General features: G+C 71.4%; 18 protein-coding genes. 8 read left to right on the top strand and 10 right to left on the bottom strand.

Annotated elements, in window-relative coordinates:
• Positions 1-17: 17 nt before the first annotated feature.
• On the bottom strand, positions 18-683 hold the full coding sequence (gene deoC / locus ACHUEU_RS09495) for a deoxyribose-phosphate aldolase (protein WP_394215709.1): 666 nt from the start codon (positions 681-683) through the stop codon (positions 18-20).
• 185 nt (positions 684-868) lie between these two features.
• Between deoC and ACHUEU_RS09490 the strand changes: the two genes are divergently transcribed.
• The 4 genes from ACHUEU_RS09490 to ACHUEU_RS09475 all read left to right on the top strand — a co-directional run bounded on the left by ACHUEU_RS09490 (position 869) and on the right by ACHUEU_RS09475 (position 5398).
• Positions 869-2305, top strand: coding sequence for an Nramp family divalent metal transporter (locus ACHUEU_RS09490; RefSeq protein ID WP_394215707.1), 1437 nt, complete (start codon positions 869-871; stop codon positions 2303-2305).
• 53 nt (positions 2306-2358) lie between these two features.
• Positions 2359-3132: a FadR/GntR family transcriptional regulator gene (locus ACHUEU_RS09485; RefSeq protein WP_394215705.1), complete on the top strand. Its 774-nt coding sequence runs from the start codon at positions 2359-2361 to the stop codon at positions 3130-3132.
• 32 nt (positions 3133-3164) lie between these two features.
• Positions 3165-4175: an L-idonate 5-dehydrogenase gene (locus ACHUEU_RS09480; RefSeq protein ID WP_394215704.1), complete on the top strand. Its 1011-nt coding sequence runs from the start codon at positions 3165-3167 to the stop codon at positions 4173-4175.
• 137 nt (positions 4176-4312) lie between these two features.
• Positions 4313-5398 (top strand): NUDIX domain-containing protein, encoded by a 1086-nt coding sequence (locus tag ACHUEU_RS09475; RefSeq protein ID WP_394215702.1) that lies wholly within the window; start codon positions 4313-4315, stop codon positions 5396-5398.
• Between the two features lie 42 nt (positions 5399-5440).
• On the opposite strand, the gene ACHUEU_RS09470 is transcribed toward ACHUEU_RS09475, so the two are convergent.
• The 8 genes from ACHUEU_RS09470 to ACHUEU_RS09435 form a co-directional block, all read right to left on the bottom strand.
• On the bottom strand, positions 5441-6754 hold the full coding sequence (locus tag ACHUEU_RS09470; protein ID WP_394215701.1) for a thymidine phosphorylase: 1314 nt from the start codon (positions 6752-6754) through the stop codon (positions 5441-5443).
• An 85-nt stretch (positions 6755-6839) separates the two neighbouring features.
• The gene (locus ACHUEU_RS09465; protein WP_394215700.1) at positions 6840-7283 is read right to left on the bottom strand and encodes a cytidine deaminase; all 444 of its coding nucleotides are present in this window, start codon (positions 7281-7283) and stop codon (positions 6840-6842) included.
• Between the two features lie 57 nt (positions 7284-7340).
• Positions 7341-8678, bottom strand: a complete 1338-nt coding sequence (locus tag ACHUEU_RS09460) for an ABC transporter permease (protein WP_394215699.1) — start codon at positions 8676-8678, stop codon at positions 7341-7343.
• Complete coding sequence (locus tag ACHUEU_RS09455) at positions 8675-10261, bottom strand: ABC transporter permease (RefSeq protein WP_394215697.1); 1587 nt, start codon at positions 10259-10261, stop codon at positions 8675-8677. Before ACHUEU_RS09455 ends, ACHUEU_RS09460 begins: the two co-directional genes overlap by 4 nt.
• A 52-nt stretch (positions 10262-10313) precedes the next feature.
• Positions 10314-11885, bottom strand: coding sequence for an ABC transporter ATP-binding protein (locus ACHUEU_RS09450; RefSeq protein ID WP_394215695.1), 1572 nt, complete (start codon positions 11883-11885; stop codon positions 10314-10316).
• A 108-nt stretch (positions 11886-11993) separates the two neighbouring features.
• The gene (locus ACHUEU_RS09445; protein WP_394215693.1) at positions 11994-13109 is read right to left on the bottom strand and encodes a BMP family lipoprotein; all 1116 of its coding nucleotides are present in this window, start codon (positions 13107-13109) and stop codon (positions 11994-11996) included.
• A gap of 210 nt (positions 13110-13319) precedes the next feature.
• Positions 13320-14561 (bottom strand): M20 family metallopeptidase, encoded by a 1242-nt coding sequence (locus ACHUEU_RS09440; protein WP_394215692.1) that lies wholly within the window; start codon positions 14559-14561, stop codon positions 13320-13322.
• Between the two features lie 90 nt (positions 14562-14651).
• Complete coding sequence (locus ACHUEU_RS09435) at positions 14652-15854, bottom strand: mannose-1-phosphate guanylyltransferase (protein WP_394215690.1); 1203 nt, start codon at positions 15852-15854, stop codon at positions 14652-14654.
• Between the two features lie 277 nt (positions 15855-16131).
• Here ACHUEU_RS09435 and sdhC point away from each other — a divergent pair, with 277 nt between their 5' ends.
• The 4 genes from sdhC to ACHUEU_RS09415 all read left to right on the top strand — a co-directional run bounded on the left by sdhC (position 16132) and on the right by ACHUEU_RS09415 (position 19577).
• Positions 16132-16512, top strand: a complete 381-nt coding sequence (sdhC, locus tag ACHUEU_RS09430; RefSeq protein WP_394215689.1) for a succinate dehydrogenase, cytochrome b556 subunit — start codon at positions 16132-16134, stop codon at positions 16510-16512.
• A gap of 5 nt (positions 16513-16517) precedes the next feature.
• The gene (locus tag ACHUEU_RS09425) at positions 16518-16967 is read left to right on the top strand and encodes a succinate dehydrogenase hydrophobic membrane anchor subunit (RefSeq protein ID WP_394215687.1); all 450 of its coding nucleotides are present in this window, start codon (positions 16518-16520) and stop codon (positions 16965-16967) included.
• Between the two features lie 73 nt (positions 16968-17040).
• Positions 17041-18816 (top strand): succinate dehydrogenase flavoprotein subunit, encoded by a 1776-nt coding sequence (gene sdhA, locus ACHUEU_RS09420; RefSeq protein WP_394215686.1) that lies wholly within the window; start codon positions 17041-17043, stop codon positions 18814-18816.
• On the top strand, positions 18816-19577 hold the full coding sequence (locus tag ACHUEU_RS09415; protein ID WP_394215685.1) for a succinate dehydrogenase iron-sulfur subunit: 762 nt from the start codon (positions 18816-18818) through the stop codon (positions 19575-19577). Before sdhA ends, ACHUEU_RS09415 begins: the two co-directional genes overlap by 1 nt.
• Before the next feature lie 106 nt (positions 19578-19683).
• Here the strand turns inward: ACHUEU_RS09415 and ACHUEU_RS09410 are convergent, their stop codons facing one another.
• A complete protein-coding gene (locus ACHUEU_RS09410) occupies positions 19684-21336 on the bottom strand; it encodes a thiamine pyrophosphate-binding protein (protein WP_394215683.1) in 1653 nt (550 codons plus the stop codon).
• Positions 21337-21492: the final 156 nt, after the last annotated feature.

Below are 21492 nucleotides of genomic sequence, written 5' to 3'. Positions count from 1 at the left end.
CGGCGCCGCGCGCCGGCTCAGTACCCCGAGCCCGCACCGCCCTCGAGGATCGCCCGCGAGGATGACAGCCCCAGGCGGCTGGCGCCCGCGGCGACCATCGCCTCGGCGGCCTCGCGGGTGCGGATCCCGCCGGAGGCCTTGACGCCCAGACGGTCACCGACGGTCCTGCGCATCAGGGCGACGGCATGCTCGCTCGCGCCCCCGGCGGGGTGGAAGCCGGTGGAGGTCTTCACGAAATCGGCGCCGGCCCGCTCGGCCGCTTCGCAGACGGCGACGATCTGCTCATCGGTGAGCGCCGCGGACTCGATGATCACCTTGAGCACGGCAGGGGCCTTGGTCACGTCCCGCACCGCCCGGATCTCGTGCTCGACGGCGTCGTACTCACCGGCGCGGGCCAGGCCCACGTTCAGCACCATGTCCACCTCGTCGGCGCCCTTGTCCACCGCCTCGCGGGCCTCGAAGGCCTTGGCCTCCGGGGAGTGCTGGCCCGAGGGGAAGCCGCACACCGTCGCGACGTTGACCGTGGTCTGCACGGGGAGCATCGAGGGCGAGATGCAGACGGAGTAGGTGCCCAGCTCCTCGGCCTCGCGCAGCAGCGCGGTGACGTCCGCGACGGTGGCCTCGGGCTTGAGCAGGGTGTGGTCGATGAGGGCGGCGAGCTGGTCGCGATCGAGAGTGGTCATGGGGAGATCCTGGCAGACGCACCTGCCCCGGCGCATCCGCACCGGCCTCGATCGGGTCACGACTGCTATCACCCTCCCTCCCCAACCTGCCTACCTGTCTGATAGGTTGTGCCGGATCGATGCGTCGTGGCTCGCTGGCCGCGCGATGCGTCCCCATCCTGTCCAGGCCCCGAGGAGACCCGTCAATGCCGACGTCCACACCACCGTCGAATGCCACCGAGACCATGAGCCCGCCGCGCCTCACCACGCTCGGCGCCGATGTCGATCCCTACGTGATCGACGGCTCGCAGATCACCGAACCGCCCCGCAAGCTGGCCGGGAAGCTCCGCTTCCTGGGCCCGGGCATGATCACCTCCGCGGCCGTGGTCGGTTCCGGCGAGCTCCTCACCGCGACCGCCCTGGGCGCGCAGGTCGGGTTCATGCTGCTGTGGCTCGTGCTGGTCTCGACCTTCCTCAAGGTGTGGGTGCAGATCGAGCTGGCCCGCTGGTCGATCTCCACCGGCCGCGTGGCACTGGACGGATACAGGGACGTGCCCCCGAAGATCGCCGGCCGCGGCTGGATCTCCTGGCTGGTGCTGCTGATGTTCCTGCAGTTCTTCATCGGCCAGGCGGGCGTGATCAGCGCGTCCGCCTTCGCCTTCAGCACCCTGTTCCCGATCGGCCCGGACCCCTACTCGCTGCTCTCGATCGGCGTGTGGGTGGGGATCCTGGTGGCCATCGCGATCGCGATCCACGCCGCGAACCGGTACGCCGTCGTCGAGAACATCTCCACCGTGCTGGTGCTGCTGGTGACCGCCTTCGCGATCACCATGGTGTTCCTCCTGGGCGGCACCGAGTTCGCGTGGAGCCTCGGCGACCTCGGCGAGGGGATGCGCTTCCAGATCGCGGCCGGCGCCTTCGGCGTCGCCCTGGCGATGTTCGGCATGACCGGCGTGGGCGCCGGAGAGACCACCGCCTACACCTACTGGGTCGTCGAGAAGGGCTACGCCGCCTGGACCGGTCCGAACGACGGTTCCGAGGACTGGGTCGCCCGGGCCCGTGGCTGGATCTCGGTGATGAAGGTCGATGCCTGGGTCTCCTGGGTCATCTACACCGTCTCCACCGCCGCCTTCTACATCCTCGGCGCCGCCGTGCTCCACCCCCAGGGCCTGATCCCCGAGGGCAACGACGTCATGCTCACCATCTCCTCGATCTTCGATTCGGCCGTCGGTCGCTGGGGCGGCGCGCTGTTCCTCGTCGGGGCGGGCCTGGCCCTGTTCAAGACGATCATCGCCAATGTGCCGAGCCTCGGCCGGCAGGTGGGCCACAGCCTGGCGATCTTCGGCGCCTACGACTGGAACGATCAGCACTCGCGGATCCGCTGGCAGCGGATCATCATGATCATTCTGCCGATCGTCTGGGGAATCCTCGGCACAGCCGTCTCCTCGCCGCTGGCGCTGGTGATCATCGCGGGCATCCTCAACGCGATCTACCTCATCGGCGTCGCCGTGGCCACGCTGTACCTGTCCTCCACGCAGACGGATCCGCGGATCCGGGACGGCGCGCCCACCATCGTGCTGCTGTGGCTCTCGGCCATCGCGATCGCCTTCGTCGGCATCTATGGTCTGATCAACTCGTTCTGACCCCCTCGGCACCCGCGCCCCGGGCCCGGGACTCACCTGTCAGGAGCTGTTCCATGGAAGATCTCGACGCCACCGCCCGCAAGCACCTCTCCGCCCCCGCTGCCGAGGAGGCGCACGGCACGCTCGAGCGCGACTCCCTGGCCGATCGCGCCCGTGACGCGGTGCTGGGGCTGATCGACCAGGACGGCCTGTCAGCCGGGGACCCGCTGCCCTCGACCGGCGCTCTCGCCGAGCGCTTCGGCGTCTCCCGCACCGTGGTCCGGGAGGCGCTCAGCGCGCTGGCGGCCCTGGGCATCATCGCGGTCAGCAACGGGCGCAGCGCGACCGTCCGCCCGCTCGACTCGTCCCTGGTGCGGTTCTACCTCGCCCGCGCGATCGACGAATCCCGCAGCAACAGCTTCACCACCCTCATGGACGTCCGTGTTCCCCTCGAGGTGCGCGCCGCCCGCCGTGCCGCAGACGGCTTCGCCGGCGACGGTGCGGAGCCCCCCGGCGGGAGGCAGCGGCTGCAGGACCTGCGCACGCGGCTCGATGCCGCGCTGCAGGACTCCGTGCTGTACCCGCAGCTGGACCTGCAGCTGCATCAGCAGATCGCCCTGCTCAGCGGCAACCGCGCACTGCACGGACTGCTCGAGGCGGTGCGCGTCCCCCTGTTCCGCGCCATGCAGGACGTCCGTGCCGAGCGTGACCTGCACGGGCTGGTCGGTGCGGAGCACACCGAGCACCTGCGGATCATCGACGCGATCCTCGCCGGCGACCCCGACACCGCCGCAGCGGTGATGGAGCACCACATGCATGCGGTGGAGAGCTTCGCCACCGCCCCCTGACCGACCCGTCCCCCGCACCGAAAGGCCATCCCATGCGCGCACTCGAGATCCACGGCGTCCAGGACCTCCGCATCGTCGACCGTCCTGCTCCCGACCCCGGCCCCGACCAGGTGCAGATCCGCGTCGAATGGGGCGGCATCTGCGGCTCCGATATCGCCTACTGGCGCCGAGGGATCTCCGGCACCGCGGTGATGGCCCACCCCTTCGTGCTCGGCCATGAGGTCTCGGGCCGGGTGCAGGCCGTGGGTGAGGACGTGAGCGGGCTGGCCGAGGGCCTGCCGGTCACCGTGCACCCGGCCCGCACCACGGGTCCGTTGCCGGCGCGCCTGGCCGGCCGCGACAACCTCCACCCCCAGCTGACCTACCTCGGCTCCGCCGCCCAGGACCCCCACACCGACGGCGGCTTCGCCGAGCTGATCACGGTCGACGCCGCCCAGGTGGTGCCCCTGCCCCCGGGGCTGGACACCCGCCGCGCCGTGCTCGCCGAGCCCCTGGGGGTGGCGATGCACGCGATACGCCGGGCCGGGGACGTCCGCGGCGCGCACGTGCTGGTGGCCGGCTGCGGACCCATCGGCCTGCTGGTGATCATCGCCGCCCGGGCCGCCGGCGCCGCCCGCGTCACCGCTGTGGACCTCGCGGCCCCGGCCCGTGAGCGGGCCCTGGCGGCGGGCGCCGACGAAGCGCTCGACAGCGCGGAGGACATGGCTCCCTCCATCACCGTGGCCTTCGAGGCCTCCGGCGCCCCGGCCTCCCTGGACACGATCCTGCGCTCGATCTCGCGCGCCTCTGTGGTCGTGCAGGTGGGGAACCTCCCGCCCACCCCGATCTCGGTGTCCCTGGGACCGATCGTCTCCAAGGAGATCGACTACCGCGGCACCTACCGCTTCGTCGCCGAGATCGAGGACGCGGTGGAGCTGCTGGCCCGGGACGACCTCGCCGAGCATGTCATCAGCCACGAGCTCGCCCTCGAGGACGCCGCGGCGGCCTTCACCACCCAGGTGTCCGATCCCACCAGCAGCAAGGTCGTGCTCAGGATCGGCTGAGCGACGTACTGCGAGGAACGAGCGGTAGGAGCTCAGCCCGTCAAGCCCGAGCTGAGCGACGTACTGCGAGGAACGAGCGGTAGGAGCTCAGCCCGTCGAGTTCGGGCTGGGACCGCTCTGCCTTAGACTGGACGGTCGTGACCGAGCCCCCAACGCACTCCCGGCCCCCGCGCCGGATCGTCCTGCTGACCGGTCCCTCCGGGAGCGGCAAGGGGATGGTCGCGCGCCGCTCCGGGGTGCCCGCGCTGAATCTCGACGACTTCTACCGCGAGGGCGACGATCCCTCGTTGCCGCGCCGCTTCGGCATCCCGGACTGGGACCTGCCCGCCAGCTGGGACGAGGGCGCGGCGTTGGCCGCGCTCACCGCGCTCGCCCACGACGGCGCCGCCGAGATCCCCACCTACTCGATCGCGCGGTCCCGGCGCACCGGCACCGCTCAGCTCGCGATCGGGGACGCTCCCCTGTTCATCGCCGAGGGCATCTTCGCCGGTGAGCTGATCGCACCGCTGAGGGCGGCCGGGCTGCTCGCCGAGGCGATCGTGCTGGACCGGCCGGTGCCGGTGGTGTTCACCCTGCGGTTGCTGCGCGATCTGCGTGAGCACCGCAAGTCGGTCCCGATCCTCCTGCGGCGCGGCACGGCGCTGGCCCGCCAGCAGGAACGGGACATGGCCCGCTGGAAACGGTCCGGGCTGCGCCCCTACGGCCTGCACGCGGCGGTGCGCCGTCTGCGCGAGCTCGTCCAGCTCGCCGAGGCGGAGTCGCGCTGCCGCGCCCTGGGCGGGCCCTCGAGCCAGCTGCGGATCGCGGCGGTGTGCTTCCTCCGCGCGGCCCCCGCCGGGGCCGCTCACCGCACCGAGCTGCTGTGCGTGCGCAAGCACGGCACCGGCTCGTGGATGCAGGTGGGCGGGAAGCTGGATCCCGGGGAGACCGCCCGGGAGGCGGCGCTGCGCGAGGTCGAGGAGGAGCTGGGCGCGGTGCTGGAGGCCACGGACCTCGAGGAGCTCGGCGAGTTCGAGGCGGTGGCGGCGAACGAGCCCGGCACCGTGGTGCGCTCGAGCGTCTTCACCACCCGCGCCCCGCTGCCCTCCCCGCTGCAGGTGCGGGCCGAGCTGGCCGACCACCAGTGGATCCCGGTCACCGCGGACTCCCCACCGAGCGGCACCGGCCGATTGGCGCCGCTGATGGTCCAGCACATCCTGCCCGCGCTGCGCCGCCGCGGCTGAGCGCTGCGGCGCCGTGGCCGCCCACCGCGGCGGTCCGTGCGCTCAGGCGATGCGGTCCTTCACGATCCTGCGCTCCGGGACCGTGGTGCCGGGGGCCGCAAGGGTCCAGGACCCGGTGATCGACTCGAGTGCGCGGGGCATGCGATCGGCGGTGTCGGTGTGCAGGCGGGCGAGCACGTCCCCGGCCCTCACCTCGTCGCCGATGTGGGCCTCGATCTCGACCCCGGCGGCGGCCTGCACCGCCTCGCCGGGCCGGGAGCGGCCGGCGCCGAGCCGCCAGGCGGCCACTCCGACGCCCATCGCGTCCAGGCCGGTCACCACGCCGTCCTCGGTGGCGCGAAGCTCCTCGACATGCTGCGCGAGGGGCAGCGGGGCGTCCACGTCCCCGCCCTGGGCCGAGATCATCGCGCGCCAGGAGTCCATGGCGCGGCCATCGGCGAGCGCGGTCTCGACATCGGCGTCGCGCACCCCGGCGGCCTCGAGCATCTCCCTGGCCAGGGCGCAGGTCAGCTCGACCACGTCGGCCGGCCCGCCACCGGCGAGCACCTCGAGCGATTCGCGCACCTCGAGGCCGTTGCCGGCGGTGCGTCCCAGCGGCGCGGACATGTCGGTCAGCAGGGCCACGGTGTGCACGCCCGCATCCGTGCCGAGCTCGACCATGGTGCGGGCGAGCTCGCGAGCGTCGGCCTCGTCGCGCATGAAGGCGCCGGCACCGGTCTTGACGTCGAGCGTGAGCGCGGCGGTGCCCTCGGCGATCTTCTTGGACATGATCGAGGAGGCGATCAGCGGGATCGCCTCGACGGTGCCGGTGATGTCGCGCAGGGCGTAGAGCTTCTTGTCCGCCGGGGCGAGGCCGGAGCCGGCCGCGCAGATCACGGCACCCGCGCTCTCGAGCTGCGCCATCATCTCCGCGTTGCTGAGATCGGCGCGCCAGCCCGGGATCGCCTCGAGCTTGTCGAGGGTGCCGCCGGTGTGGCCGAGCCCGCGACCGGACAGCTGCGGGACCGCCACGCCGAAGCTCGCGACCAGCGGTGCCAGCGGCAGGGTGATCTTGTCGCCCACCCCACCGGTGGAGTGCTTGTCGGTGGTGGGCTTGGAGAGCGCGGAGAAGTCCATCCGTTCACCGCTGTCGATCATCGCGTGGGTCCAGCGTGCGATCTCGGGGCGTTCCATGCCGCGCAGGAAGATCGCCATGGCGAGGGCCGCCATCTGCTGCTCGGCGACGACGCCGCGGGTGTAGGCGTCGATCACCCAGTCGATCTGCTCTGCGGGCAGGCGGCCGCCGTCGCGCTTGGTGCGGATGACGTCGACGACGTCGAAGGGTTCGACGGCGGGGTCTGCGGGGGTGTCGGTCATGAGGTGCTCCTCGGGATCGGGTGTGGGGTGCCGGTCCCGCCGCGCTGCGGTCGGTGCCGGTGGTCTGGGGCCGGGGTGCGGCGGCTCAGGGGTGGAGGTCGGCGGGGCCGAAGGCCTGCGGCAGCACCTCGGCCATCGTGCGGGGCCCCTCGGGGGTGAGGATCAGGAGATCCGGCGCCGCGTGCTCGGAGAGCAGCTGCCGGCAGCGGCCGCAGGGCATGACCACACCGCGCTCCTCGCGGGCGAGCTGCTCACCGCCACCCACGCACACGAAACGGCGCAGGCGCCCACCACCGCCGGCGATCAGCTCGCTGATCAGCCCGCACTCGGCACACAGGGTGACGCCGTAGCCGGCGTTCTCGACGTTGCATCCGCGCACCAGACGGCCGTCCTCGGCATACCCGGCCGCCCCCACCCGGAAGCGCGAGTACGGGGTGTACGCGCGCTCGGCGATCTCGCGGGCCGCGGCGAGCAGGACCTCGAACGCGGGCTCGGTCCCGGTCACCTCATGCTGCGGCGTCTCGCTCATGCTCTGATCCCTCCTGCTCTGGCTGCGGGTCGCTGCTGCGACCGCGCGGGGCCGGTCTCACTGCTTGATGTACGGCTGGCCGTTGGCGGCCGGTACCCGTACCCGGCCCACCACACCGGCCACGGCGAACAGGGCGACGACGTACGGCAGCATCAGCAGGAAGTCGCCGGGGATGCTGACCCCTCCCTCCGCGGCGGACATGGTGCCCAGCCGCAGCTGGAGCGAGTCCGCGAAGGCGAAGGTGAGCGCCGCCAGCAGGGCGCCGATGGGGTGGTAGCGGCCCAGGATCATCGCGGCCAGGGCGATGTAGCCCTTGCCGGCGGACATCTCCTCGCCGAAGGCGACCCCGGTGCCGATGGTCAGCGTCGCACCGCCGAGGCCGGCCACGGCCGAGCCCAGCAGCACGTTCTTCCAGCGGGTGAGGTTCACCGCGATGCCGACGGTGTCCGCGGCCTTCGGGTGCTCGCCGACGGCGCGCACCCGCAGACCCCAGCGCGTGCGGAACAGGGCGATCGTCAGCAGGGCGACGATGATCCACATCAGGTAGACGAGGAGGTTCTGCTCGAACAGCGCGGCGCCGACCAGCGGGAGATCGGCCAGCACCGGGATCCGCAGCGTGGGCAGGCGCATCGGGGCGTTGAACAGCCCGGGGTTGTCGCTCATCACGGAGCCGAAGAAGAACGAGGTGAGTCCGATGGCGAGCACGTTCAGCACCACGCCGACGATGATCTGCTGGACGTGGTAGCCGACCGCGAACATGGCCAGCAGAGCACCCATGAACATGGCCACGATCGGGGCGGCCAGCAGGCCGATCCAGACGCTGCCGGTGATCGAGCCGACCAGGGTGGCGCCGAAGGCACCGAACAGCAGCTGTCCCTCGATCGCGATGTTGATGACGCCCGAGCGTTCGGAGAGCACCCCGGACAGCGCACCGAAGGCCAGCGGGACCGCGAGCACGATGGTGCCCTGCAGCAGCGTGGTCACGTCGAGGGTGCGCTGTGAGATCACCCAGGTCAGGAACGCCAGGATCCAGGCCACCGCGAACACGGCGATCAGGGTGAGGCGGACGCGGGCCGCCGGGCGGGCCACGCGGGCCTGGAGCACCCACAGCGCGGCGGAGGCGAGCAGTGCGATCACGGACAGCCCGATCGAGCCGGCCTTCGAGGGCAGGACGATCTGCTCGGGGATGAGCCCGAAGGGGTTCATGTCGCTGCCGTGGACCACGACGTACGCGGACTCGACCCCGGGGATCCCGCGCAGGCCGAACACGGCCAGTGCGAGCAGCCCCATCACGGTGGTGGTCACCGGCAGGTGCCACCAGCTCGAGGGGCGGGTGTCGTCGAGGGTCCTGGCGCTGGCGGAGCCGTCCGTGGCGACGACGGGGGTCGTGCTCATCGCTCCTCCTCCTGCTCGTCGGTGCGGTCTTCGGACGCGTCGCCTGCGGGTGCCGGCCCGTCCCCTGCCGGGTCCGGTGGGGAGGTCCCCGTGGGGTCGGCAGCGGTCGCATCGGGCGTGCCCGAGCCTGTCGCCCCCGAGCCGGTCTTGGCGGTCCCCGAGCCGGCTGCGCCGGTGGCGGCCGCGTCCGACGTGGCGGCGGCGGTCCCCGCGGCACCGGAGGCGACGGCGGCCTTCTGCTCGGCTGTGTTCCCGCGGCCGGCACCGCTTAGCCGGGTGCTCGCTCCGGGGTGATCGATGCGACGCAGACCGATCAGGGTGCGCACCAGCGGCGGAGCCGCGATGAACAGCACCACCAGCACCTGGATCACCTGCACCAGGTCCAGCGGGACGCCCTGGTTGGATTCCATGAAGCGGCCTCCGGTGGACAGGCCCGCGAACAGCAGGCCGGCCAGCACGATGCCCACCGGTCCCGAGCGGCCCAGCAGGGCCACGGTGATGGCGTCGAAGCCGATGGAGCCGGCGACGCCCTCGGTGAGCCGCTGCTCGGTCCCGAGGACGTGCACGGCGCCGGCCAGGCCCACCAGGGCGCCGGCCACGGCCAGCACCAGGAAGGCGGTGCGGGCCGGGGAGATGCCGGCGACCTGGGCGGCGCGGGGATTGGAGCCCACCGCCCGGAAGTGGAAGCCGATGGTGGAGCGGCTCATCAGCCACCACAGCACCACGGCCGCACCGGCCGCGAGGAACAGTCCCGCATGGAGGCGGAACCCGGAGCCCAGCAGCAGGGGCAGCACCGCATTGTCACCGACCGACGGTGAGGTGGGCTGGGACTGGTTGGTGCCGGTGAACGCCGCGGTCTTCAGGGCGAAGAACAGCAGGTACGTGGCGATCCAGTTCAGCATGATGGTGCTGATGACCTCGTTGGCGCCGAAGCGGGCCTTGAGGAAGCCGGCGATGCCGCCCCAGACGCCACCGGCGAGGGTGCCCGCGATCAGGCAGACCAGCAGGTGGACGACGATGGGCAGGTCGAAGGTGAAGCCCACGTAGCCGGCGGCCATCGCGCCGGCGATCAGCTGCCCGGTGCCGCCGATGTTGAACAGGCCGGCACGGAAGGAGACCGCCATCCCGGCGGAGGCGATGATCAGCGGGGTCGCGACCGTGAGCGTCTCGGTGAGCGGGCGCAGTCCTGCCGAGAGCGCGGGCAGCAGCACATAGGTGCCGCTGCCGCCGGCGTCGCGGACGCTCTGGGCCGCCCGCGTGTACCCGGGGATGTCGAAGATCGCGCCGCGGAACATGGCGCCATAGGCCTGGGTGACGGACTGCCAGATCGCGGTCAGCGCGTCGGTGGGCCGATCGACGAAGTAGACGAGGGAGGCACGCACCTCCTGATCGGCGATCACGATGAGCACGGAGCCGATCAGGAAGGCGAACACGAAGCTCATCACCACGACCAGCAGGTCGCCGCGGGCGATCTTCTGCAGGGTCCTGGACAGCGCGGACTCTGCGGTCCGCTCGGGGGGCGGCGGGGCGTCGGAGCCGTCCGCCCGGCCCGGAACGGGACCGGTCGTCTCCACGGTGCTCATCGGTTCCTCTCCTCGCGCTGGGTCCTCGCCTGTCGTCGACCGCCGGGGGACGTCATTCGATCTCTCCTTCGTCGGCGAGCTGGGAATCGGTGGTCCGGGCGCCGGAGGCGACGGCCTCCCGCGCGGCGTCGACGCTGTAGCCGGCCATCATCAGGCCGAGCACGTCCCGGTCCTCGCTCCCGGGAACGATCCCCAGGATCTTCCCGCCGTACATGACGGCGATGCGGTCCGCGAGCTGGGTGACCTCATCGAGCTCCGTGGAGACGATCACGACCGGTGTGCCCTTGTCGCGCTCGTCGAGGATGCGGCGATGCAGGAACTCGATGGAGCCCACGTCCACGCCGCGGGTGGGCTGGGAGGCGATCAGCAGGGTGAGCTCGCGGTGGAGCGCGCGCGCCATCACGACCTTCTGCTGGTTGCCGCCGGACAGGGTGGAGACCGTCGCGGCGGAGGAGCCGGTGCGGATGTCGAACTCGGGGATCAGCTGCTCCGCGTTCTCCCGGATGGGCTTCAGCCTCATCGCCAGCGCGCTGCCGAAGGGCGGGCGGTCGTGCTGATCCAGCACCAGGTTCTCGGCGACCGAGAAGTCGGCGACCAGCGCGTCGTGGGTGCGGTCCTCGGGGACGAAGCCGATGCCGGCGTCGAGCACCTGCTTCGTGGTCCGTCCCACCAGTTCCCTCCCCGCGAGCTTCGCGGAGCCGTGGACCGTCGGCTGCAGTCCCAGCAGCGCCTCGGTGAGCTCGGTCTGGCCGTTGCCCTGCACCCCGGCGATGGCGAGCACCTCGCCATGGCGCACCTCGAAGGAGACGCCGTCGAGGGTGCGCGTGCCGGCCGCGTCGATCACCCGCAGGTCCGTCACCTCGAGCGCCACCTCCCCGGGGGCGGCCTCGGCCTTGTGCTGGTTGAGCGAGACCTGGCGACCCACCATCAGTGAGGCGAGCTCGGCCTGGTCGGCCGACGGATCGGCCTCCCCCACGACCTTGCCGCGCCGGATCACGGTGATCCGGTCGGAGACGGCTTTGACCTCGCGGAGCTTGTGGGTGATGAACACGATCGAGGTGCCCTCGTCGCGCAGCTGACGCATGATCTCCATCAGCTCGTCGGTCTCCTGCGGGGTGAGCACCGCGGTGGGCTCGTCCAGCACCAGCACCTCGGCGCTGCGGCTGAGCGCCTTGATGATCTCGACGCGCTGCTGGGCGCCGACGGGCAGGTCCTCGACCAGCGCGTCGGGATCCAGATCGAAGCCGAAGCGAGCGGAGATCTCGCGCACCAGCGTCCGGGCGGCGGCGAGGTCCAGCAGACCGCCCCTGGTCGGCTCGTGCCCGAGCACCATGTTCTCGGCGACGGTGAAGACCGGGACCAGCATGAAGTGCTGGTGAACCATGCCGATACCGGCATCCATGGCGTCACCGGGGTCCGAGAAGGAGACCGGTGCCCCGTCGATGAGGATCTGCCCGCCGTCGGGACGATAGAGCCCGTACAGCACGTTCATCAGGGTCGACTTGCCGGCCCCGTTCTCGCCCAGCAGGGAGTGGATCTCCCCCGGCTGAACGACCAGGTCGATCGCGTCGTTGGCCACGAAGGTCCCGAAGGTCTTCGTGATCCCGCGCAGTTCGAGTTTCACAGCGCTCGCTTCCGTCGGTGCGGGCCGGGCATCCGGCCCAGCGGGGTTCAGACATGGGACGCGGTCCCCGCCCTCGCAGGCGGGGACCGCGCACCGGTCAGCGGCTGGTCAGGAGCCCTCGGGGGAGGCCTCGGACTCGACCGTCACGGTGCCGTCGATGATCTCCTGCTGGAGGGTCGTCAGCTCCTCGGACAGCTCGGCGGGGACATCGTCCTCGAACTCGTGGAACGGGGCCAGGCCCACACCGCCGTTCTCGAGGGTGCCGACGTACGGGGTGGCGTCGAACTCGCCACCGGCGGCGCCTGCGATGACGTCCTCGACAGCCACCGTCATCTCCTTCATCACGGAGGTGAGGATGACGGACTGGGCCTCGGCGTCGGAGGAGTTCGTCTCGAAGCCATCGGCGTCGACCCAGATCACCTTGCGGTCCTCGCCCTCCTTGGCGGAGGCGAGGGTGCCGGCGCCGACGGGGCCCGCGACCGGCATGATGATGTCGGCGCCCGCGTTGTAGAACTCGTCGGAGACGGCCTTGCCCTTGGACTGGTCCTCGAAGGTGCCCACGATGGAGCCGGCCTGGGACTCCTTGTTCCAGCCGAGCACCTCGACGTCCCCGTCATGGGTCTCGTTGTAGTGGGCGACGCCGTCGACGTAGCCGTCCATGAAGATGGTGACGGTGGGGATGTCCACGCCGCCGTAGGTGGCGACCTTGCCGGTCTCGGTCATGCCGGCGGCCAGGTAGCCGGCCAGGAACGCGGCCTCGGCGGTGTTGAACTCGAGGGGCTTGACGTTGTCGAGCTCGATCGGGTTGCCATCGGCGTCCTGGGCGGTGGAGTCGACGATCGCGAAGTCGGTGTCGGGGTGCTCCTGCGCGGCGGCGCCGGTGGCCGGGGCCAGCAGGAAGCCGACGGTGATGATCAGGTCGCAGCCCTGGGTCACCATGTTGTTGATGTTGGGGGCGAAGTCGGAGACTGTCGTGGACTCTGCAGCCTGCGTCTGGATCCCGAGGGACTCCTTCGCATTCATCAGGCCCTGGTAGCTGGACTCGTTGAAGGACTTGTCGTCCCAGCCGCCGGCGTCGGAGACCATGCAGGCCTTGTAGTCGCTCGAGGCGCCGCCGCCATCGCTGGCGCCGCCGCCGGCGGTCTCCTCGGGGGCCGAGCCGCAGGCGGCGAGGGTCAGGGCGCCGGCGCCGAGCAGGGCGAGCGCACGTGTGATGCTCTTCATGAAGGTTCCTTCGGTCAGGTGCGGGGCCGGAATCGCCCCGAGGGTTCCGTGGCGACAGCGCTGTCGCAGTGTGCTTGGGACCATATCTGCGGCCAGCACCCGCCGGGGCGCACTTCGGTCCCACTCCGTGAACCGTTATGAAATCGACGCGGATCTGACGTAAGGGAGGACGCGCACGAGCACGTCGTCATCCGGAGGCGGGCGCCGCCCTCAGCCTGGCAGCAGATCCCGCTGGACGCAGGCGGCCGCGAGCACCGAGGCACCGATCCCGATCGCCCGTTCATCGATCATCAGATCACCCATATGCAGGTCGTACGTGCGCCCTCCCGGGGTGCGGGTGCCGAGCCGGGCGAGAGCCCCGGGCACCTTCTCCAGGTACCAGGCGAAGTCCTCGCCACCCAGCGACTGCGCGGTCGGGTCGAGGTTGTCCGGGCCCAGCACTCCCTGCACGGCGGAGGCCAGCACGTCGACGCTCGAGGCGGCGTTGGACACCGGGGGCACGCCGCGGTCGTGGCTCACCCGCGCCTCCACGCCCCAGGGGCGCACGAGATCCGCGAGGATCGTCTCCAGCAGCTCCTCCGCCCGGTCCCAGGCCTCGTGGTCCAGGCAGCGCAGGGTCCCTTCCAGGGTGCCGCTGCTGGGGATCGCGTTGAAGGCCGAGCCGGCGTGGATGCTGCCCCAGGTCAGGTTCACGCCGGAGCGCGGATCCATCCGTCGGTTCAGCGCCGCCGGGAGCTGGGTGGCGATCGAGCCGAGCGCGTAGACGAGGTCCTGGGTGAGGTGGGGGCGCGAGGTGTGCCCGCCGGCGCCGCGCACCAGGACCTTCACCGGATCGGTGGCGGAGGTGATGGGGCCGGATTTCAGGCCCACGTGGCCGACGTCGACCCCCGGGTCGCAGTGCAGGGCGAGGATCGAGTCGACCCCCTCCAGCACGTCCTGGCCGATCAGCTCGAGGGCGCCGCAGGGATGCATCTCCTCAGCGGGCTGGAACACCAGCCGCACCCCGCGGCGGAGGCCGCCGGCAGCGGCGGCCCGGACCAGCGCGGTCGCCGCGCCGAGGACGGCGCTCATGTGGACGTCGTGCCCGCAGGCGTGGGAGACGCCCTCGACGGTCGAGCGGAAGGCGACGGTGCTCAGCTCGGGGATGCCGAGGGCGTCCATGTCGGCGCGCAGGGCCATCAGTCCCAGGGCGGGGTCCGCGCCGGGGATGTCGCAGATCAGGCCGGTGTGCGCCATCCGCTGCGGGCAGAGCCCGAGGCCGCGCAGCTGCTCCTCGATGAAATCGGTGGTGGCGTGCTCCTGGTGGGAGAGCTCGGGGTGGCGGTGGAGGTGCCTGCGCACCTCGCGCAGCGCGTCCTCGGACTCGGCGACGGTCCGGGCGATCAGACCCGTCGGTCCCAGCATCGAGCGCTGCTCCGCGGTTCCCAGCAGGACCTGCTGCGTCTCCTCCACCTGTGCACTCCCCTGCATCGATCCGGGACGGTCCCCCTCCGGTGCGGAGCGGGCCGACGCCCTCGCGGTGGCCGCTGCGGGCGGTCGACGTCAGCGCAGACGGCCCCGCCCGCGCTGCTCGAGGCGCGCGACGAGCACGGAGAGGTCCTGCGCCTGTGCGTCGGCGAGCACCAGCAGCGCGTCCTCGGTGTCGACGATGCTGATGCCGTCCAGCCCGACCAGGGCGATGTGGCGATCCGTGGCACCGTACACCGTGGCCCGGGAGTAGACGGCATCGACCGTGGCGCTTCCCAGCACCCGGACATCACCGCCGTCCCCGCCCCGCCCCTCGCCCTCCGACGGCGGGATCTCCGCGCTCTGCGGGACGGCCCGGCCCGGATGCTCGCGCAGCTGCCGGGCGAGTGCGGCGAAGTCCCCCACGTCATCCCAGCCGAAGCCGGCCGGCACCACGGCGACCTTGCCGTCGACGGCCAGGGGCTCGGCCAGCGCGTGGTCGATCGCGATCGCGGTCAGCCGCGGCCAGACCCGCTCGAGCACCTCCTGGTACTGGTCCGTGCCGTGCGCGGCGGCGATCTCACGGACCCCGGCCGCCAGGGAGGGGATCTGCACCGCCAGCTCGTCCAGCAGCACCGCGGCCCGCACCACGAACATCCCGGCATTCCAGAGGAAGCGGCCGGTGGCCAGGAACTGCTCGGCGCGCTCACGGTCCGGTTTCTCCACGAAACGGGTCACGGGGTGGACGCCGGGCGGGAGCGCGCCCCGCCCGCCCGCCGCGTGCCGGTCCGACCCGGCGGGACCACCGCCTGCCTCCGCCCCTTCGATATACCCGAACCCGGTGGCGGGATGGGTGGGGGTGATCCCGAGGGTCACCAGGTATCCGCCCTCCGCGGCCTCCCGGGCGAGCAGCACGGCCCGGGCGAAGGCCTCGTGGTCCTCGATCAGGTGATCGGCGGCGAAGGAGCCGATGATCGCCCCGGGCCGCTCCCGCTCCACCAGCGCGGCCGCGAGCGCGATCGCCGGCATCGAGTTGCGCGGGGACGGCTCGGCGACCACCCGGGCGGCTCCCGACCCGCCCAGCTGCTGCCGCACCGCGGCCTCGTGCGCGGCGCCGGTGACCACGATCGGTGGATGATCGGCCAGCGACGCCAGTCGCTCCACCGTGCTCTGCAGCAGGCTCCGGCCCTCGCCCGTCAGGTCCAGCAGGAACTTCGGACGCGCACGGCGTGAGAGCGGCCACAGTCGGGTCCCGGCGCCACCGGCCGGGATCACGGGCACGAAGGGATGCTGACGCATCGCCCCAGCGTAGCGAAGCGCCGACCCGATCCCCCGAAGGCCCGTCGCACCCCGTGACGACTCGCTGCGGAGCGCACAGCACAGCCCCTGCCTGGTGCTACGCTGAAGAGGCCCCTGTCGGGGGCGATGATGATGTCGCCGTGTCGTGAAATGCCCGTCCGCGGGCGGTCCACGTCGCGACCGCCGCTCGGAGCATCCCTCCGGTTCGCTGCTGGCCGCACTCCACGGCATCTCCTCACTGTTCCCGGCACCATCCCGACGCTTCTGGAGGATCTCCGTGGCTTCAGCCCAATCCGGGACGCTCTACCGTGGCGACACGACGGGCATGTGGTCCTGGGTCGCCCACCGCATCTCAGGAATGCTCATCTTCCTGTTCCTGCTCGTGCACGTCCTGGACACCGCTCTCGTCCGCGTCTCCCCCGAGGCCTACAACGAGGTGATCGGGCACTACAAGACGGTGGTGTTCGGCCTCGGCGAGGTCGGCCTCGTCGGCGCGGTCCTCTTCCATGCCCTCAACGGCCTGCGCCTGATCCTGGTGGACTTCTGGTCCCAGGGCCCCCGGCGTCAGCGCTCCCTGTTCTGGGGCGTCGTGGTCGTGTGGGTCGTCCTCATGGCCGGCTTCCTCCCTCGCCATCTCATGCACATGTTCGGAGCGTGATCTCGATGTCCACCACCTCCATCCCCGATCCGAGCACCCGCTACCGCCGTACCGCCCAGCGCGGGATCAACGCCGAGATGCTCTCGTGGATGTTCATGCGCGCCTCCGGGCTCCTGCTGGTCATCCTCGTCTTCGGCCACCTCTTCGTGAACCTGTGGCTGGGCGAGGGCGTCCAGGCCATCGACTTCGCCTTCGTCGGCGGCAAGTGGTCCTCCCCCTTCTGGCAGGTCTGGGACCTGCTGATGCTGTGGCTGGGGCTGATCCACGGCGGCAACGGCGTGCGCACGATCATCAACGACTATGCGCGCAGCGACCGCCTCCGGCTGGTCCTCAAGGGCCTGCTCTACTTCGCCGTGATCGTCACGATCATCCTGGGCACCCTGGTGATCTTCACCTTCGATGCATGCCCCACCGGCGCCGAGCCGAGCCTGCTGCCCTCCTTCTGCGAGGGCTGACACCCCGGACGGCCGGCCCGCCGGTCGCCCCACCCCACTTCCCGGTCGACCCGAAACGGAGCAGTCACCCGACATGCAGACCCATAACTACGACGTGGTGATCGTCGGCGCCGGCGGCGCCGGCATGCGCGCCGCCCTGGAATCCTCCAAGCGCGCCCGCACCGCCGTCGTCACCAAGCTCTACCCCACACGCTCCCACACCGGTGCGGCCCAGGGCGGCATGTGCGCCGCGCTGGCCAACGTCGAGGACGACAACTGGGAGTGGCACACCTACGACACCGTCAAGGGCGGTGACTACCTCGTGGACCAGGATGCGGCGGAGGTGATGGCCAAGGAGGCCATCGACGCGGTGCTCGACCTGGAGAAGATGGGACTGCCCTTCAACCGCACCCCCGAGGGCAAGATCGACCAGCGCCGCTTCGGCGGGCACACCCGCGACCACGGCGAGGCGCCGGTGCGGCGCTCCTGCTACGCGGCGGACCGCACCGGTCACATGATCCTGCAGACGCTCTACCAGAACTGCGTGAAGCAGGACGTGGAGTTCTTCAACGAGTACTACGTGCTCGATGTGCTGATGACCGGGGATCCCCGCAGTGACGGGGGCGTGCGCGCCTCCGGTGTGGTCACCTACGAGCTGGCCACCGGCGAGATCCACATCTTCCGTGCGAAGTCGGTGGTGTTCGCCTCGGGCGGCTTCGGCAAGATCTTCAAGACCACCTCGAACGCCCACACCCTCACCGGTGACGGCCCCGCCATGGCCTTCCGCCGCGGCATCCCGCTGGAGGACATGGAGTTCTTCCAGTTCCACCCCACGGGCCTGGCCGGGCTGGGCATCCTGCTCTCCGAGGCGGCCCGCGGCGAGGGTGGCATCCTGCGCAACAACGAGATGGAGCGCTTCATGGAGCGCTACGCCCCCACGCTCAAGGACCTCGCCCCCCGCGACGTGGTGGCACGTGCGATGGCGAACGAGGTGCGTGAGGGTCGCGGCGCCGGTCCCAAGAAGGACTACGTCTACCTCGACCTCACCCACCTGGAGCCCTCGCACATCGACGCGAAGCTCCCGGACATCACCGAGTTCGCCCGCACCTACCTCGGTGTGGAGCCGTACACGGACCCGATCCCGGTGTTCCCCACCGCGCACTACGGCATGGGCGGCATCCCCACCAACATCCGTGGTGAGGTGCTGCGCAACGCGACCGACGTGATCCCCGGGCTGTATGCCGCGGGCGAGACCGCCTGCGTCTCGGTGCACGGCGGCAACCGCCTGGGCACCAACTCGCTGCTGGACATCAACGTCTTCGGCCGCCGCGCCGGCATCGCCGCCGCGGAGCATGCCGACGAGGTGGATCTGCCGGAGCTGCCCGAGGGGCTCGAGGCCCCCACCGTGGAGCTGCTCCAGCGCCTGCGCGACCGGCCCGCGACCGAGGACCGCATCGCGGATATCCGCATCGCGCTGCAGGAGACGATGGACGCGAACGTCCAGGTGTTCCGTACCGACGAGACCTGCCGCACGGCCCTGGCCGATATCAAGGAGCTCAAGAAGCGCTACGAGACCGTCGCCATCCAGGACAAGGGCAGGCGCTACAACCTGGACCTGATGGAAGCGGTGGAGCTGGGCTTCCTGCTGGACCTCGCGGAGATCGTGGCGCTCGGTGCGCTCGAGCGCAGGGAGTCCCGCGGCGGCCACTTCCGGGAGGACCACGACACGCGCGATGACGTCAACTTCCTCGCGCACACCATGGCCTACCGCACCCTGCCGGGTGAGGACGGCCTCGAGGGAACCTCGGTCCGGCTGGGCACCAAGCCCGTCGTGATCACCCGTTACGAGCCGAAGGAGCGTACGTTCTGATGACTGCCGTCACTGAGAAGCCCGAGGCCGAGTCCGGCGCTGGCGAGATCCCCTCGTTCCAGGTCACGCTGCGCATCTCCCGCTTCGACCCGGACAGCGAGAAGGGGGCCCGCTGGGAGGACTTCACCGTCACGATGCACGGCACGGACCGTGTGCTGGACGCCCTCCACGAGATCAAGTGGCACCTGGACGGTTCGCTGACCTTCCGCCGTTCCTGCGCCCATGGCGTCTGCGGTTCGGACGCGATGCGGATCAACGGCCGCAACCGTCTGGCCTGCAAGACGCTGCTCAAGGACCTCGACATCAACAAGCCGATCACCGTCGAGCCCATCAAGGGCCTGCCGGTGGAGAAGGATCTGATCGTCGACATGGAGCCGTTCTTCGACTCCTACCGCGAGGTGATGCCGTTCCTGGTCGCCGGGGGGCAGGAGCCCAGCCGGGAGCGTCTGCAGTCCGCCGAGCAGCGGGAGCGCTTCGACGACACCACCAAGTGCATCCTGTGCGCCGCCTGCACCTCCTCGTGCCCGGTGTTCTGGACCGACGGGCAGTACTTCGGCCCGGCCGCGATCGTCAACGCCCACCGCTTCATCTTCGATTCGCGCGATGACGCCGGCGAGCAGCGCCTGGAGATCCTGAACTCCAAGGAGGGCGTGTGGCGCTGCCGCACCACCTTCAACTGCACCGAGGCCTGCCCCCGCGGGATCCAGGTGACCAAGGCGATCTCCGAGGTGAAGCAGGCCGTGATCACCGGCCGGGTCTGACCGCTCCGCCCGCTCGCCATGAGGCCCCGCCCGGGAAAGCTCCGGGCGGGGCCTCATGGCGAGCGGGAGCGGCGCAGCGGGGCGCGGCCGGCCTGCGGCTGCTCGCTCAGGAGTTCACGCGGATGACCTCTTCCTGGTACGGCGCGATGACCGACCGGGAGATCTGCAGATCCAGCACCAGGAACGGCCGCTCCGCGGGGTCCTCCCGGCTCCAGGTGCGCAGGCGCTCGAGGTCCTCCAGGCGACGGACCACGACGCCCTCAGCGCCGGCGGCGGCTCCATAGGCGGCGAAGTCGATCCGGTCGATCAGCATCGGCTCGGCGGCCAGGCCCTTGAGCCCGTAGAGGTTCACCTCGGCGCCGTAGGCGGCGTCGTTCCACACCACGGCCAGGCCCCGACCGCCGGCGGTCCGCACGGCGGAGTCCAGATCCGCCAGGGCCATCACGCCTCCCCCGTCGCCGGTGGTCAGCACGATGGTCGAGTCGGGATTGGCGCGGGCGGCCCCGGGCACGCTGGGCCAGCCCAGGCCGATCGACTGATAGGCGGTGCCGACCATCGCCATCCGGTGCGGTGCGGCGACCGGCCAGTACATGTTCGCCCAGGCGATGAAGTGGCCGCCGTCGGAGACGACCACGCGGTCCTCCGGAAGCAGCTCGGCCAGCCGCGCGGCTGCGGCCCGGGGGTCCAGCAGTCCGTCCTCGGCGAGCTCGGGGCCGGTGACCTGGGCGCGCAGCGCCGAGGCGTCGATGCTCTCGCGCCACGGCTGGACCGCGCTCTGCCGGGCGGGCAGCGCCGCGGTGACGGCCTCGACCGCGAGTCGCGCGTCGGCCCGCACGAATCCTCCGACCCGGGCGTTGGTGGCGGAGGCGGCGGTGTCGATCTGCCACACCGCGGTGTGCGGGGCGAACAGCTCCCCGAAACGCATCGTGAACTGGTTCAGCCCGGCTCCGACCACCACGGCGACATCGGCGGAGCGGACCAGCTCCATCGCGCCGGGGGCGCCGAAGCCGCCGGAGATCCCGATGTCGAAGCGGGCCTCGGGGAAGATGCCTCGCCCCAGCGCCGTGGTCGAGGTGACCGCGCCGGTCGCGGCCGCGAGCTCGCCGAGGGCGGGGCCCGCGCCGGCCAGCCAGGCGCCGTGCCCGGCCAGCAGCAGCGGACGCTCCACCGCAGCCAGCAGCGAGGCCAGACGCTCGATCGCGGCGCGGGTGAAGTCCGCGGTCGGGGCCAGGGGCGCGGGGTGCCCGGGGCCGGGCACCGTGGGGACCTCGCCGATCTCTCGCTGGGCGACGTCATAGGGGATCGCCAGCACCACCGGCACCCGGTACGCCAGGGCGTGCTCGATCGCGGTGACGGTGGCGGCGGCGGCGTCGATCCGGCCGACGGTGTAGGTGCGCACCCCGACGGCGGAGCTCATCGCGATCTGGTCGACGTCCCAGGGGCGGGGTCCGGAGGTGGGCTCGTCCCCCACCACGAGCACCAGCGGGATCCGGGCCTGGGCGGCCTCGGCGAGGGCGGTGAGCGTGTTGGTGAAGCCGGCGCCGTAGGTGGTGGTCGCCGCGGCGATCCGGCCGGAGGTGCGGAAGTGCGCATCGGCGGCGACCACGGCCCCGGCCTCATGGCGGACGGCGCTGAAGGTCGCGTCGGTCTCGCGCAGCAGGGCGTCGAGGAAGTAGGCGTTGCCGTTGCCCATGAGGCCGAACACCTCGTGGATGTGCTGGGCGAGGGTGCGGGCGACATGGGTGGAGACGATGGCCATGGAGGGGTCCTTCCGAGAGATATGCGAACGCGGTGCGCAGTCCGTATATGTCTCGCCCCGGGGCCGCCCGGGGGTTCGTGCCCCTTGTGAGAGCACCGGCACCAACCCCGTCGCGGGCCCGCCTGACGGAGCGAGGATAGCACCGTCGGCGGCCCG

Source organism: Brachybacterium vulturis (assembly GCF_043641765.1).
In the GTDB taxonomy this organism is placed as follows: Bacteria; Actinomycetota; Actinomycetes; order Actinomycetales; family Dermabacteraceae; genus Brachybacterium; species Brachybacterium vulturis_A.
Note: the sequence above shows the minus strand (reverse complement) of the source record. Positions and strands in the feature narration are given on the sequence as shown.

Coding starts and splice junctions, on each gene's coding strand:
- deoC (WP_394215709.1), bottom strand. CDS start 683: ATGACCACTCTCGATCGCGACCAGCTCGCCGCCCTCATCGACCACACC.
- ACHUEU_RS09490 (WP_394215707.1), top strand. CDS start 869: ATGCCGACGTCCACACCACCGTCGAATGCCACCGAGACCATGAGCCCG.
- ACHUEU_RS09485 (WP_394215705.1), top strand. CDS start 2,359: ATGGAAGATCTCGACGCCACCGCCCGCAAGCACCTCTCCGCCCCCGCT.
- ACHUEU_RS09480 (WP_394215704.1), top strand. CDS start 3,165: ATGCGCGCACTCGAGATCCACGGCGTCCAGGACCTCCGCATCGTCGAC.
- ACHUEU_RS09470 (WP_394215701.1), bottom strand. CDS start 6,754: ATGACCGACACCCCCGCAGACCCCGCCGTCGAACCCTTCGACGTCGTC.
- ACHUEU_RS09465 (WP_394215700.1), bottom strand. CDS start 7,283: ATGAGCGAGACGCCGCAGCATGAGGTGACCGGGACCGAGCCCGCGTTC.
- ACHUEU_RS09460 (WP_394215699.1), bottom strand. CDS start 8,678: ATGAGCACGACCCCCGTCGTCGCCACGGACGGCTCCGCCAGCGCCAGG.
- ACHUEU_RS09455 (WP_394215697.1), bottom strand. CDS start 10,261: ATGAGCACCGTGGAGACGACCGGTCCCGTTCCGGGCCGGGCGGACGGC.
- ACHUEU_RS09445 (WP_394215693.1), bottom strand. CDS start 13,109: ATGAAGAGCATCACACGTGCGCTCGCCCTGCTCGGCGCCGGCGCCCTG.
- ACHUEU_RS09435 (WP_394215690.1), bottom strand. CDS start 15,854: ATGCGTCAGCATCCCTTCGTGCCCGTGATCCCGGCCGGTGGCGCCGGG.
- ACHUEU_RS09425 (WP_394215687.1), top strand. CDS start 16,518: ATGTCCACCACCTCCATCCCCGATCCGAGCACCCGCTACCGCCGTACC.
- sdhA (WP_394215686.1), top strand. CDS start 17,041: ATGCAGACCCATAACTACGACGTGGTGATCGTCGGCGCCGGCGGCGCC.
- ACHUEU_RS09415 (WP_394215685.1), top strand. CDS start 18,816: ATGACTGCCGTCACTGAGAAGCCCGAGGCCGAGTCCGGCGCTGGCGAG.
- ACHUEU_RS09410 (WP_394215683.1), bottom strand. CDS start 21,336: ATGGCCATCGTCTCCACCCATGTCGCCCGCACCCTCGCCCAGCACATC.